The organism is Rhodovulum bhavnagarense, from assembly GCF_004343505.1.
GTDB lineage: Bacteria > Pseudomonadota > Alphaproteobacteria > Rhodobacterales > Rhodobacteraceae > Rhodovulum > Rhodovulum bhavnagarense.
This window is the reverse complement of the sequence record NZ_SLXU01000008.1, coordinates 25,823-39,815: the sequence shown is the minus strand read 5'-3', so window position 1 is coordinate 39,815 and position 13,993 is coordinate 25,823. Positions and strand designations below refer to the sequence as shown.

At 63.4% G+C, this 13,993-nt stretch carries 9 protein-coding genes; 2 read left to right on the top strand and 7 right to left on the bottom strand.

Annotated features, from left to right (window positions below; translation table 11 throughout):
* Positions 1–2: 2 nt before the first annotated feature.
* Genes EV663_RS09470 through EV663_RS09440 form a run of 7 tightly spaced genes read right to left on the bottom strand, consistent with a single transcriptional unit; the run spans position 3 to position 7,914 of the window.
* On the bottom strand, positions 3–1,796 hold the full coding sequence (locus EV663_RS09470) for an ABC transporter ATP-binding protein (protein WP_132951557.1): 1,794 nt from the start codon (positions 1,794–1,796) through the stop codon (positions 3–5).
* Positions 1,793–2,737 carry an acetamidase/formamidase family protein gene (locus EV663_RS09465; RefSeq protein WP_132951556.1) on the bottom strand — a complete coding sequence of 315 codons (945 nt, stop codon included), beginning with the start codon at positions 2,735–2,737 and terminating at the stop codon, positions 1,793–1,795. Before EV663_RS09465 ends, EV663_RS09470 begins: the two co-directional genes overlap by 4 nt.
* Positions 2,727–4,352, bottom strand: coding sequence for an ABC transporter substrate-binding protein (locus EV663_RS09460; protein ID WP_132951555.1), 1,626 nt, complete (start codon positions 4,350–4,352; stop codon positions 2,727–2,729). Before EV663_RS09460 ends, EV663_RS09465 begins: the two co-directional genes overlap by 11 nt.
* 22 nt (positions 4,353–4,374) lie before the next feature.
* Positions 4,375–5,295 (bottom strand): ABC transporter permease, encoded by a 921-nt coding sequence (locus tag EV663_RS09455; RefSeq protein WP_132951554.1) that lies wholly within the window; start codon positions 5,293–5,295, stop codon positions 4,375–4,377.
* Positions 5,295–6,197, bottom strand: coding sequence for an ABC transporter permease (locus EV663_RS09450; protein ID WP_132951553.1), 903 nt, complete (start codon positions 6,195–6,197; stop codon positions 5,295–5,297). Before EV663_RS09450 ends, EV663_RS09455 begins: the two co-directional genes overlap by 1 nt.
* Positions 6,194–6,781: an ANTAR domain-containing response regulator gene (locus EV663_RS09445; protein ID WP_132951552.1), complete on the bottom strand. Its 588-nt coding sequence runs from the start codon at positions 6,779–6,781 to the stop codon at positions 6,194–6,196. The genes EV663_RS09450 and EV663_RS09445 overlap by 4 nt, the downstream gene beginning before the upstream one ends.
* Positions 6,778–7,914, bottom strand: a complete 1,137-nt coding sequence (locus tag EV663_RS09440; RefSeq protein ID WP_132951551.1) for a transporter substrate-binding protein — start codon at positions 7,912–7,914, stop codon at positions 6,778–6,780. Before EV663_RS09440 ends, EV663_RS09445 begins: the two co-directional genes overlap by 4 nt.
* Before the next feature lie 424 nt (positions 7,915–8,338).
* Here EV663_RS09440 and EV663_RS09435 point away from each other — a divergent pair, with 424 nt between their 5' ends.
* Together EV663_RS09435 and EV663_RS09430 are read left to right on the top strand one after the other, a co-directional pair.
* Complete coding sequence (locus tag EV663_RS09435; protein ID WP_132951550.1) at positions 8,339–9,475, top strand: response regulator; 1,137 nt, start codon at positions 8,339–8,341, stop codon at positions 9,473–9,475.
* Between the two features lie 33 nt (positions 9,476–9,508).
* Positions 9,509–13,939, top strand: coding sequence for a response regulator (locus EV663_RS09430; RefSeq protein WP_132951549.1), 4,431 nt, complete (start codon positions 9,509–9,511; stop codon positions 13,937–13,939).
* Positions 13,940–13,993: the final 54 nt, after the last annotated feature.

Below are 13,993 nucleotides of genomic sequence, written 5' to 3'. Positions count from 1 at the left end.
TCTCAGGCAACCTTGAGGGACGCACCCTGTGCGACCCAGTGGCCCGGTGCGATTTCCACCATCGGCAGGCGCTCTGGCCCCTGCCCCAGCGGCCAGACGGGCGAGCCCACCTCGCCCTCGCGGGGCAAGACGGGCGGGCGCATATGTTCGGGATCGGGGATCGGCACGGCGGACAGCAGACGGCGGGTATAGGCATGGGCGGGATCGCGCAGCACCTGGTCGCGGCTGCCGGTCTCGACGATCTGGCCGAGATTCATCACCGCCACGCGGTCGGCGACCTGGTCGATCACCGCCATGTCGTGGCTGATGAACAGGTAGGCGAGGCCCTGTTCCTCTTGCAACTCGCGCAGCAGGTCCAGCACCTGCGCCTGCACGGATACGTCCAGCGCCGAGACGCTTTCATCGGCGACGATCACCTTGGGGCCCAGCGCCAGCGCGCGGGCGATGCAGATCCGCTGACGCTGACCGCCGGAGAATTCGTGCGGGTAGCGGTCCATCTGCTCGGGCGTCAGGCCGACCCGGCGAAACAGCATCTCGACCCGGTCGTTCAATTCGCTGCCCGAGGCCAGCCCGTGGATCACCAGCGGCTCGGCCACCTGGCGGCCCACCGTCATCCGTGCATCCAGCGAGGCGCCCGGATCCTGAAACACCATCTGGATATCGCGCCGGATCGGTTTCAGGCCCTTGGCCGACAGCCCGGCCATTTGCCGCCCGTCGATCCGGATGCTGCCCTGCCAGGGCACCAGCCCCAGCAGCGCCCGTCCGATGGTGGATTTCCCGCAGCCGGATTCACCCACCAGCGCGAGCGTCTCGCCGGGGCTGATGCGAAAGCTGACGCCCTCGACCGCGTGGACCTGGGCGGTGACGCGGTTGAGGATTCCGCCGCGCATCGGGAACCGCACGCAAAGTTCCGCCACGTCCACGACATCGCGGATGCGGTCGGGCGCCGGGCGCGCGGGCGCGTTGCCAAGGCGCGGCACGGCGTCCAGCAGCTCTTGCGCATAGGCGGTCTTCGGCGCGGCGAACAGGGCACGCACGGGGGCGGTTTCTTCCTGCCGGCCATGGCGCAGGACGATCACCCGGTCGGCCATTTCGGCCACGACGCCCATGTCGTGAGTGATCATCAGGACCGTTGTGCCATGTTCACGCTGAAGCGCGCGGATCAGTTCCAGCACCTCGGCCTGGACGGTTACATCCAGCGCGGTGGTCGGTTCGTCCGCGATCAGGATCTCGGGATTGCAGGCCAGCGCGATGGCGATCATCACCCGCTGGCGCATGCCACCTGACAATTCATGCGGGTATTGTTTCAGCCGCCGTTCGGCATCGGTGATGCGCACGTCGCGCAACAGCTCTAGCGCGCGCCCTGGCGCCTCGGCCCTCGTGCAGGCACGGTGCTCCAGCAAAACCTCGGTCAGTTGCCGCCCCACCGTCATCACCGGATTGAGCGAGGTCATCGGCTCCTGGAAGATCATCGAGATGCGATTGGCGCGGATATCGCGAAAGTCACGCTCGCTGCATGTCGCAAGGTCTGTGCCATCCTCCAGCCGGATCGACCCCTTGGCGATCCGGGCCATCGGCTGGGGCAACAGCCCCATGATCGCCAGCGCCGTCATCGACTTGCCCGACCCGCTTTCGCCCGCAAGGCACAGGGTTTCCCCGCGCCGCAGGTCGAAGCTGAGATCCTGCACCACGGGTTTCGGGCCTTCGGGGGTGGCCACCTGGATGGTCAGCCCCTGAACGCTGAGAACCGGGCGCGATGTCTCTTCGCGCCCGGCGTTGTCCCTGTCAGCCGTCATTCGAACACGACCCGCGGCATGTAGAACGAGACCACCCAGTTGGGCTGATCCACGATCTCGGAAATCCGAAGATCGCCACAGACCGAACACAGCATGTAGGCCTCGACCGCGCTGAGTTTCTGGGTGGCACACAGCAGGTCGATCATGCCCGACAGCGCGTCACGCGCCCCGGTCATCAGGTCCGGCCCGATCCCCGTGGTCACCTCGTAGCCCTTGGAATCCAGGTGCCGCGTCACCGGCCCCGGCGTGGTGAAGCGGGGGAATTTCAGCGGCTGGTTCTTGATCAGGTCGATGGTCAGCGACACGTTCATCGGGCTTTCGATGGCGGTGCCGCAGACCTCGCCATCGCCCTGCGCGGCGTGCGTGTCCCCGATGGAGAACAGCGCGCCGGCCACCTCGACCGGCAGATACAGCGTGCTGCCGGCGGCCAGATCGCGGATATCCATGTTCCCCCCCATGCGCCGGGGCGGGATCACGGAATGCGCCCCCGGCTCGGCCGGGGCCAGCCCGACGGTGCCCGCGAAGGGTTTCAAAGGCACACGTGCGATCCCGCAGTAAAGCGCGGGCGCCAGCGTATCGGGGTCGTAGTTCCAGACATTGAGCGCCGCATCCTCGAACTGGTCGGCCAGCAGGCCGAAGCCCGGGATGTTGGCGGTCCAGCCCCAGCCCGACGGGGTGAACCCGTCGATCTGCACCTTCAGGATGTCGCCGGGTTCGGCCCCGTCGACGAAGACGGGACCGGTGACCGGGTTGATCTTGTCGAAAGACAGTGTGGCCAGGTCGGCCGTCGTGCTGTCCCTGGACAATTGCCCGCCCGAGCTGTCGAGGCATTCGAAATGCACGCTTTCGCCCGGCGCGATGGTCGCCGCAGGCGGGATCGAACGATCCCACCCGCAATGATGGTTGCGACCGTGGATGGTGTAGTCGCAGTTATTGCACATCGGTCGAATACACGAAGTCGTAGTTGACCGGCACATGCACCGGATCGACGAAGATCGAGTCCGGGCCGCCCAGCTTGGCCGAGCGCATGGTGAAGCGCTGCTCGTTGAAGACCGGCACCCAGGGCGCATCCTCCATGATCTTGAGGTAGATGTCACGCCAGGCGGCCTCGCGTTCGCTGGCCATGGCCGGGTCGGTCATGGCGTCGGCTGCGTCGGCGGCGGCATCCAGTTCCTCGTTGCAGTACCACGACCAGTTCCAGCCACCCTGCACCGCGCCGTCGCAGCCCAGGATCGGCCCGTAGAAGTTGGACGGATCGGGGAAGTCGGCGATCCATGCCATGCCGCCCGACCAGATCATCGGCGCCTGGTCCGGTTCGCCACCCGCCGCGATCACGTTGGCCTGGGCCAGCGACCGGATTTCCGCCTTGATGCCGATGGCCGCCAAGTCCTGCTGAAAGCTTTGCGCCAGCCGCGGGTTCGGATCGGTGTTGTAGACGTAAAGCTCGGTCTCGAACCCATCGGGGAAACCTGCCTCGGCCAGCAGGGCCTTGGCCGCCTCGGGGTCGTAGGGATAGCCCTCGTAGTCAGGCGCATAGCCCGGCATCGTGGGCGGCAGCGGCTGGTTGGCGGGCACCGCGCGGCCGTTGATGATGCGCACGGCGCGATCCTTGTTGATCGCCATGTTCACCGCCTGGCGCACCTTGACGTTGTCAAAGGGCGCCATGTTGACGTTCATGGTGATATAACCGGTGTGCAACTGTCCGCCCTCGATCACGAAATCCTTGAAGGCCGGGTCTTGAGTGACCTCGAGGAATTTCGCGGGCGGGATGCCATCGCCGGGAATGTCGGCCTGACCCTGTTGCAGACGCAAGAGCGCCACTATGGGTTCCAGTCCGATTTCAAAGGTGATCTGGTCCAGCTTGGGCAGACCCTCGTTCCAGTACTCGGTGTTGCGTGCAAAGGTCAGGGACTGGCCCAGCGTCCAGTCCGCAAGGTAGAAGGCCCCGGTGCCGACCGGGTTCTTGCCGAAATCGGGGCCGAACTCCTCGACCACCTCTTTCGGCACGATGGACGAGAAGTTGATCGCCATGACGTGCAGGAAGGTGGCGTCGGGGCGCGACAGCTTGATCTCGACGGTGTAGGGGTCGATCACGGTCACGCCCGAGAGGCCGTCGGCCTCGCCCGCGGCCATGGCGTCATAGCCCTCGATCGAACCGAAGAACCCGGCGCCCGGGCTTTGGGTTTCGGGGTTGGTCACGCGGTCGAGCGAATACTTCACGTCCTCGGCCGTCATCTCGCGGCCGTTGTGGAACTTGACCCCCTCGCGCAGCTTGAAGGTAAAGACCGTACCGTCCTCGGAAATCGTGTAATCCTCGGCGAGATCCTTTTTCAGAACCGTGGTGCCGGGTTCGTAGTCCATCAGACCGTCGAACAGCGACTTGATCATCGACCAGTTCTGCCAGTCATAGCCGATGGCCGGGTCCAGCGTGGACACGTCATCCTTGTAGGTGACGATCATCGACCCGCCCTGCTTGGCCTCGGTGAAATCCTGGGCAAGCGCCGGGCCGAAGGCCGTGCCCAGCGCCAGAACGCTTGTCAGAAGTGTCTTTTTCATTGGTCTTTCCCTCTCCTGTTGGTCATTTCAGCTTGATCCTCGGGTCCACCAGCGGCGCGATGAGATCCGCAAGAAGGTTCCCGAGGACGATGAAACAGGCGGACACAAGCGTGACCCCCATGATGATGGGAATGTCCACGCGCTGGATCGCCTGCCAGGCCAGCTGGCCGATACCGGGCCAGCCGAACACGCTTTCGACCACCACGATACCGGACATGAACAGCCCGATATCGATGCCGATCATGGCAATGATGGGCAGGATCGCGTTGGGCGCGACATGGCGCAGGATGATGCGCAACCGGCCCAGCCCCTTGGCCCGCGCCGTGCGGACGTAATCCTGCGCCAGCACGTCGATCATGGAACTCCGCATCATGCGCGAGTACCAGCCTGTGCCCAGCAACCCGATGGTGATCGCGGGCAGCACCAGATGGGCAAAGGTGCCGTAGCCCCCGATCGGGAACCAGCCCAGCTGCACCGCGAAAACATAGAGCAGCAGGATGCCCACCACGAATTGCGGGGCCGAGATGGTGACGAAGGAGAACACCATGAGCGACTGGTCGACGGCCGAGTTCCGCTTGAGCGCGGCGATGGCGCCGATGGTCAGCCCGATGATCAGCTCCACCACGATGGTCGCCAGCATCAACAGCAGCGTCGCCGGCATCCGCGCCGCGATCAGTTCCGAAACCTCGGTGCGTTGCAGGTAGGACCGCCCCAGGTCACCCTGCAAGAGATTGCCGAGATAGCGCAGGTACTGGATGTGGAACGGCTGATCCAGGCCCAGTTGCGCGCGGATATTGGCCACCGTTTCCGCAGTGGCAGAGCGTCCGGCAATCTGGCGCGCGGGGTCGGCGGGGACAAGATATAGCAGCGCAAAGGTGACCAGGCTGATACCCAGCAGGATCAGCAGGGATTCCCCGAGGCGGCGGATCACATAGGCCCACATCAGTGCCGCCCCTTCAGTCTGGGATCGAGGGTGTCGCGCAACGCGTCCCCCAGCAGGTTGAACGACAGCGCCAGCAGGACGATGGCCACGCCGGGAAAGAAAACCAGCCAGGGCGCGTTGGCGAAATAGGTCTGATTTTCAAAGATGATGTTGCCCCAGCTTGGCGTGGGCGGCTGCACGCCGACGCCAAGGTAGGAGAGCGTCGCCTCCAGCAGGACGGTCGTGGAAATCCCCAGCGTGCCGAAGACGATGATCGAATAGACCAGGTGCGGCAGGATATGCCGGCCCAGGATGCGGAAGGTGGACGCACCCATCGCGCGCTGCACGTCGATGAATTCCCGCTGCGCCAGGCTGCGGGTCTCGGTATAGATGACGCGCGCCATCTGCACCCAGTTCACCATCGCGATCACGAGGGCCACAATCAGTAGCGAGGGCTTGAAGATCGCCGCCAGCACGATGGCCAGCAATAGCGCGGGAAAGGCCATCATCAGGTCGGTAAACCGCATCAGGATCCCGCCGATCCAGCCGCCGAAATAGCCCGCGGTGATACCCACGGTGGCGCCCAGCAGCACGGCGATCCCGTTGGCCAGCACCCCGATGATCAGCGAGGTCTGGGTGCCCAGGATCAACCGCGAGAACAGATCGCGCCCCAACAGGTCGGTGCCCAGCCAGAATTCCGAAGAGGGCGGCAGCGGGGCACCCTCCAGGCTGAGGCCATCAAACATCTGGTCGTTCGGATCATAAGGCATGATCCATGGCGCAAGAACCGCCGCGCCCACCATGGTCAGGATGACGATCAGCGCAAAGGCTGATCGCGGCCGGCGCAGCAGTCGCACCATCACCGTGCTCGCGCCATCCGCCCGCGCGGGGGCCTTTTGCGCGGTGACGCTCGGCTCACTCATGCCGACCCCTCCGATGGCAAGGTGCCATTTTCGTTGAGCACCAATAGCGCCGCATCTTCCAGCGCCACGCGCTCGACCATGGCGAGGGTACGAAGTTTCCTCAGCGCCCCCAGTTCATCGACACCGTGGGTTTCCATGATCTGCATGACCGCGCGGATCAGAAAATGGCGCATCCCGGCCCGACGGGCGGCCTCTACGTCATGCTCGGTCCGGCGCGCGCGCTCTGTCCACCTGGCGGTTGCGATGACCAGCGAGGAATAGACGAGTTCGGGCGCCGCCTCGGACAGAAAGGCATCCAGGTTGTGACGCAAAGCCCAGGCCAGGCGTCCGGGCGTTTCCGACCGGATCACCCCGATCACCGGCATCGGTGCCTGCCCCGGTTCCCAATGCAGCTGCCCGTCATGGCCCATATCGATATCCACGAACAGGAAATCGATGCGCTCCGCGGGCAGGTCGGGCCAGTGCCCCTCGACCGCGAGCCCCAGAACGTCGAGGCGGCTGGCAAGGCGCGTGCGAACGGTTTCAGTCGGGTGCAGAACAACCGCGCGGCGGCCGGTAAAGTTCAGGTCCAGCATGGAAGTCATGACACGATCCTGAGTTCAGGTTTGCGTTGTCTCGGCGGGGGCGGGGTCACGCGGGTCAGGTACGGGTCAGGGGCGACCTTGTCCGACGCAGCGGAAACGATCTCGAAAACGCCTCTCCGCAGCCTTCCCATCCGGGGTACAAGCGTGGTGTGGCGCGTGGCCGGGTCGATCTCGACCGGGCCAAGCACCGTATCCAGAATACGCCCCGACACGGCATCGAAAACCGCTTGCGGCTCGTCATGGCCGACGCGGGCGATCCCCTCGGCCAGTAACCGAACGGCCGTGTAGGCCGTCGCAAAGTTGCACGACGCGCGGTAATCTGGCCCCAAGGCATCGGCAATCCTGGCGCGGAACAGCCGGTTCTCTGGCGTTTCGATGCCCTCGAACCAAGCGGCGATTGACAGCATGCCATCCGCCGCCTGCCCCAGCTCATCCAGGTCTGCCTCTGTCTGGTTGGCGCTGATCACCTGGCAACTACCCGTCATGTCGCGGATTTCCGCAAGCATGTGCATGAAGGCATGGTTGGACGGACCGATCAGGCTGTTGACGATCACGTCGGGTCGGCAGGCGCGGATTTCGTCGATCAGATGTGCGCAGCCCGTTTCGCCCAGCGGCACGAACCGCTCTGCTGCGATCTCGACACCGGCCGCCGACAGCCTCTCGCGCGCGACGCGCAGCGTTTCCCAGCCCCAGACATAATTCGAACCAACAAGCACCGCGCGCCGGGGCCGATCCTGCAAGACGTGATCGACAAGTGGCACGAGATGCTGGTTCGGACAGGCGCCGAGGTAGACGACATGGTCATTGCACTCGAACCCCTCGTAGGGACAGGGATACCAAAGCATTGCATCCCGCCGCTCCAGCACCGGGATCATGTCCTTGCGCGACCAGGACGTGATGCCGCCCACGATGTGACGCACGGCCCCCTCGCGCAGCAATCGCCGGGTGCATTTCTCGTAAAGGTGCGGGATGCCCTCGGGATCGCACATGACCGGCACAAGCGCGACCTCACCTTCGGCGTTGACTTCGTCGACCGCCATCCGCGCGCCGTCCAGCGCCGACCGGCCAAGCGCAGCGTAAGGCCCGGTGGTCGAAAAGAGCAGGCCAACTTTATGTGCAGATGTGGTTCCCATCTTGCCTCCGGTTCGGCGCACAAAAAACCCGCGCCTCTCAAATCAGAGACACGGGGGCCCAATTGCCGTCATACATTTGATACGAACCTAGCGAGCCGATCGTCCGGCCCGCAAGCATTTTTCCAGCCCCGCCAGCCCATACCCGAGCGATCGCCCTAAAAATAGGCAGATGGCGCAGGATTTCATCCCGCCAGGACTGCGCGGGCGGCATCCTTATCCCGGCGCGCTTGCGGGAACGTGACTTAAACGCATAAACATTGGCGAGTATTGGCCAAAAATGTTTAAGTCCTTTTCGTGCGCGCCGTTTTGTTCGGGTGAGGATCGTGGTATCTCAACATCTGAAACGGCAGCTTTTAGCGGGACCGTTGCGGTCTGCCCGACAAGAGATATGTGGCAGAGACACACTTACAGGACAGCCGAATCGATGACACAAGCGAAAGCCAGTATCCTGATTGTCGATGACGAGCCGCAGAACCTGTACCTGCTCGGCGAATTGTTGTCGGCGGATTACCAGGTCAAGGTCGCGACATCGGGAAGCGTGGCACTGGACATCGCCCGCACGGCGCCGCATCCCGACCTGATCCTGCTTGACGTGATGATGCCACAGATGGACGGGCACGAGGTCTTGCACCATTTGCGGGAAAGCCCCGAAACGGCCAACATCCCCGTTATTTTCGTGACCGCCAAGTCGCAACATATCGACGAGGAGGCGGGCCTGAAAATGGGTGCGCAGGACTATATCGGCAAGCCGATCGTCCCGGCGGTTCTGACGGCACGGGTAAGGGCGCAACTCGACCTCAAGGCGGCGCGCGACGTGCTGGCCGACCAGAATGAATGGCTCGAACGCGAAGTGGCGCGGAGGATGCGGGAAAACCTGCTGATCCAGGAGGTGACCATATCCGCGCTCGCCACCCTCGCCGAGGCGCGCGACAAGGATACGGGACTGCACATCCTGCGCACCCAAAGCTATGTGCGGCTGCTGGCCGACTACCTTGCACGGATGCCCGAGCACCGCGACGAACTCGACCCCAAGCACAGGGAACTGATCGTCAAGGCCTCGCCGCTGCACGATATCGGCAAGGTTGCGATATCCGACAAGGTCCTTCTCAAACCCGGGCGCCTGACCCCCGAGGAATTCGAGATCATCAAGACCCATTCGCGTATCGGCAGCGACGCGATAGAAATGGCGATGGACCAGGCCAGGGCCAGCGCCGGCCTTTCCGAGGAACAATCAAGGCACGCGCTGGAATTCCTGGCTGTCGCCGCCGAGATTGCCCATTTCCATCACGAGAAATGGGATGGTTCGGGCTATCCCGACGGACTGTCGGGTGACCAGATCCCGCTATCGGCGCGGATGATGGCGGTCGCCGACGTATTCGACGCGCTGTCCTCGGCGCGTGTCTACAAAGAGGCCATGCCGCTTGAAAAAGTGGACGAGATCCTTCTCGAGGGCCGGGGAACGCATTTCGATCCCGATGTCATTGACGCCTATGTCGCGATGCGGGATCATTTCTTTGAAGTCGCTGAAAAATTCAGCGATCCCGCGCCCGAAACCACCTAGGATCGCGCACCGTTCCGCCACAAGGGAGCGAGCATGGGCAGAAAAAGACGCACACGCCTTTCCCTGCCGGGCACACGGCGGGCGGGTCTTGGCGCGATGTTGCTCTGGTCTGCGTGGGCAGGTCTTTCTCCCGCCGCTGCCCAGTCGTCCGGGATGGCGGCAGACGCCGAAACGGCGCAACCATCGATCACCGTCGCCGCACCGGCCTATTTTCCGCCCTTCTACATCAAGGATAACGAGGGCGAACCATACGGGAGCCGCATCGACACCTGGCGCGCGTGGGAAGAGGCGACAGGCATCAAGGTCGATTTCGTGCTGACCGACCTTTCCAGCGCGATCTGGCTGTTCGACGAACGCCGTGCCGATGTGATCGATGGGCTCCAGTCCACGCCGAAACTGCGCGACAGGCTGACCTTCTCGGATGCATTCATCACGCTCGACGCCGCCCTTCTTTATTCCGACGACTTGCTGGGCATTACCGATCTCGACTCGGCAAGGCCCTTTGTCATCGGGGTCGTGGGGTCCGGCGCATGCGAGGAATACCTCCTGTCCCAAGGCGTTGACTATATCCGCGCCTATTCGGACCCGGGGGCGTTGACCGATGCCGCGGCAGCCGGAGAGATCCAGGTATTCTGCATGCTGGAACGGCAGGCCAACTACTTGCTGAACCAGCGCGGGGTCGACGAAAAGTTCCGCGCGGCGGCACAGCTTTTCCAGACGGGCATTCACTGGGCGGTACCCGAGGCCGACCTGGCCCTTTATGAAAAGGTAGCCGTCGGCTTTGCCCGGATTCCGCCCCAGACATTCCGGGCCATCGAGGACAAGTGGTATGGGCGCACCCTGTTAACGCCCAACAACCACTTGAAAACGCACCTGATCCAACTCCTGGAAGTGGCCGGTGTGCTCGCGGTTCTCGGGGTTGGTGCGCTGATCTGGAATCTCAGCCTTCGGCGCCGGGTGCGGATCGAAACCAGCGCCCGGCGCGAGTCAGAGGCCCAACTGATCGAGCGTGTCAAGGAACTGCGCACGATCGAACGGGTTACCGACATCACCCAGGAACATGGGGGCGACCTGGCGAAACTGACCCTCGAGTTGGCGCGTGCCTTGCCACAGGGATTCTGGTTTGCCGAGCATTGCCATGCACGTGTCACGATCGGCGAACATACGGGCGACCTGATCGGTTCCAACCGCAAGGTCGCCGTGCATACATGGCCGATCACCGTGGATGGCGCGGCCCGCGGCGAGATTACGATCTGCTATGACGAGTTGAGCCCCGAACAGGAAAAACAGGGCCCCTTCCTCAAAGAGCAAGACGAGATGATGGGGCTGGTCGTGGCGCGCATCACCAGCCAGATCGCCCGCCTGGAATCGCGTAACGCCCTCAGTCAAAGCGAGGATCGCTTTCGCAAGCTGTTCTTCAACACCGAACAACCCATCGCCACGATCGAGGGGGGCGTTTTCACCTCGGCCAACCGGGCCGCGCTGAACCTCCTGGGGTATTTCTTTTCCGACAGCATCGTCGGAAAAACGCCGGCAGAGATTTCACCAGACCAGCAGCCCGACGGCACAAGCTCTGTCGAGCGCGCCCGCCTGCTATTCGCAGAGGCCGATGCCAAGGGCAGCGTGAGCTTTGACTGGGAGCATCTGCATGCCGATGGGGGCAAGCGCCTGGTCCATGTCTTGCTGACCGCGATCAAGGGGGCGGAAAACACGATCTACCAGGTCATCTGGACAGATGTCACCGCCCAGCGCGAAGCCGAGGAAACCTTGCGAACCTATCGCAAGCGGCTGGAACGCGAGGTTGCGACCCGAACCCGGAAACTGACCAGCACCAATAACGAATTGCGCGCCATCCTCTCGGCGGCCTCATCCGGGATCGTCCTGATCCGGCAAGGGCGGATCGCGGCGTTGAACCCGGCCACTGAAACCCTGTTCCGCGCCCCGGCAAAGGTCTTGCTCAACACCGCACCATCCGATTTCTGGGCCAGCGATATTTCTTTCACACGGTTCGCCGCCCAGGCCACGGCGCGATTGAAAACGGGCAAGCCCGTCGAACAAGAGGTTCGCCTGCGCCGCCGAGACGGCACCGTTTTCTGGGCCAAGCTGCGCGCCACGATCGTTGACATCAAGGATATCGACAGCGGCTCTGTCTGGATCGTCAATGACGTGACCGAGGAACGCGAGGCCCGCGAAAAGATGAAAGAGGCCCGCGAAATGGCCGAAGAGGCCGCGCGGGTCAAATCCGACTTCCTGTCGAACATGAGCCACGAGTTGCGCACACCGCTGAACGCGATCATGGGATTTGCGCAAATCCTGCTGAAGACAGAGATGACCCCGCGCCAGCATGCGCATATCGAAAAGATATATGCCTCCAGCACGAACCTGCTTCAGATCATCAACGACATTCTCGATCTGGCCAAGGCCGAGGCCGGGCGGATCAATGTCGAGGAGATCGAATACGATCTCAACCAGATGGTGCGCAACACCGTGGCGATGATCACCGACAAGGCCGCCGAAAAATCGTTGGAAATCATCACTCGCGTCGATCCCGATTTGCACACGACCTTCGTGGGCGATCCGACCAGGACGGGGCAGGTTCTGCTGAACCTCCTCAGCAACGCGGTCAAGTTCACCGATATCGGAGAAATCAGCATAGAGGTCCGTCGCCGAAAGGAATCCGGCGAGGGTGAAATGCTGTATTTCGCGGTCACCGATACCGGGATCGGCATGGCCCCCGAACAGACGGAAAAGCTGTTCCAGAGCTTTACCCAGGTCGACAGTTCCACCACGCGCCGATACGGCGGCACCGGGCTGGGCCTTGCGATCTGCAAGCATTTTGTCGAACTGATGGGCGGAACGATCGGCCTTGAAAGCGAAGCCGGCAAAGGCTCTACCTTCTGGTTCCAGCTTCCCTATCGGCCGGGGAAGGGCATGTTGCAGCGCGAACTCGACCCCACGGCCTTCCGCAGGGATTCTCGCGTGCTCGTCCTGGACGACAACGACACCGCGCGCCAAACGATTTGCAAGCTGCTTGAGGCACTGACACTGCGGGGAACCGGCATAAGCGATCGCGAGTCCGCGATCGGCGCCATCCGCGAGGCCACCGCCAAGGGGGCACCTTTCGATGCCGTGCTTCTGGATGACGACCTGCCGGGGATCAGCCTGGATGACTGCGTCGCAACACTTCGGCAAGAGCTTGGCAAGGACAGCCCGCCGATCATCCTGATGGTCCATACAAGCGCCGCCGAAATACAGGCGGAACGGCAATCGGCAATGATCGACGGCGTCTTGCAAAAACCGGTGGACATCTCTCTGCTTCACGACGCCCTGACGGAGGCCTGGAGCAGGCGACATGCCGCCACCGTCCCGTCCGCGATTCCTCCATCTGTTGCCATGAACGGTATGCGCACACAGCACCCCGCGCTGAAGGGGCGGCGCGTTCTGCTGTGCGATGACAACCCCACCAACATTGAAATCGCAGGCATTTACCTGTCGGAAATGGGCATGCAGGTCAGCACGGCCTTCAACGGGGCCGAGGCGCTGGACTGGATGGGGCGGTTGCCGTTCGACATCGTCCTGATGGATCGCCGGATGCCCGTGATGGACGGCCTGGAGGCAACGCGCCGCATACGTGCGCTGCCGAAACCGGCGGGCGACGTGCCCATCCTTGCCCTCACCGCCAGCGGCAGCGCCGAAAGCCGCGACGAGGCGCTTGCCGCGGGCATGAACGACCTGGTAACGAAACCTATCGATTTCGAAGTCCTGCGCGACGCGCTCGTGCGGCTGTTGTCAGATCAGACCACCCCGCCGGACAGCGACGCGCGCCCACCCCGCCCCTACCCCGCCGCAAGCGAGATCGCCCCGCCCCCCGAGATGGCGGCGCTTCGGGCCGTATCGGGGCTGGATCCCGATAAAGGCCTGCGGCTGACGCGTGGACAGTTCTCGACCTACCGCACCCTTCTTTTGCGTTTCGTTCGCAATGTCCCGGCCGTGCTGAGGGCGTTGCGGACGATGACGCGAGAAACGGACCGCAAGGAAGTCATCGCCCGTTGTCACAAGCTGCGCGGCACGGCAGGTCAGATCGGGGCGACCGCCCTGGCAGACGCCGCCGCCGCGATCGAGGAGAGACTGGACGCAAATTCGACGGATCATCCCGATCCTGCCCGCCTGCGTGCCCTGGCCGACCAGACACAGGCCCTGGCCAAGGCCATTCGCGCCGCCCTGCCGGCAGAAACCGCTGCCATGCAGGCGCCTGTCACCCTCGAACCCGATCAGATCGCCACATTGTTGCACGATATCGGCGAGGCAGCGCGCGGGCATGAATTTCGGACACAGACCCTGGTAGAGAGCAACCATGCGATTCTTTGCGAGGCTCTGGACAAGGCGACCTTTGCCGAACTGGTGCGCGCGAGCGATCAGTTTGATTTCAAAACCGTTCAGCAGCTTGTCTCGCAAAAGGTATGAACGCGCAGGCGCGCGTACACTTTCTGGCAAAAGCGGCGCTCGGGCCGCCCGCCC

What these genes read in the sequence shown, in the direction of transcription:
- EV663_RS09470 (WP_132951557.1), bottom strand. Translation starts at nt 1,796, where the DNA reads ATGACGGCTGACAGGGACAACGCCGGGCGCGAAGAGACATCGCGCCCG.
- EV663_RS09435 (WP_132951550.1), top strand. Translation starts at nt 8,339, where the DNA reads ATGACACAAGCGAAAGCCAGTATCCTGATTGTCGATGACGAGCCGCAG.
- EV663_RS09450 (WP_132951553.1), bottom strand. Translation starts at nt 6,197, where the DNA reads ATGAGTGAGCCGAGCGTCACCGCGCAAAAGGCCCCCGCGCGGGCGGAT.
- EV663_RS09465 (WP_132951556.1), bottom strand. Translation starts at nt 2,737, where the DNA reads ATGTGCAATAACTGCGACTACACCATCCACGGTCGCAACCATCATTGC.
- EV663_RS09445 (WP_132951552.1), bottom strand. Translation starts at nt 6,781, where the DNA reads ATGACTTCCATGCTGGACCTGAACTTTACCGGCCGCCGCGCGGTTGTT.
- EV663_RS09430 (WP_132951549.1), top strand. Translation starts at nt 9,509, where the DNA reads ATGGGCAGAAAAAGACGCACACGCCTTTCCCTGCCGGGCACACGGCGG.
- EV663_RS09455 (WP_132951554.1), bottom strand. Translation starts at nt 5,295, where the DNA reads ATGTGGGCCTATGTGATCCGCCGCCTCGGGGAATCCCTGCTGATCCTG.
- EV663_RS09440 (WP_132951551.1), bottom strand. Translation starts at nt 7,914, where the DNA reads ATGGGAACCACATCTGCACATAAAGTTGGCCTGCTCTTTTCGACCACC.
- EV663_RS09460 (WP_132951555.1), bottom strand. Translation starts at nt 4,352, where the DNA reads ATGAAAAAGACACTTCTGACAAGCGTTCTGGCGCTGGGCACGGCCTTC.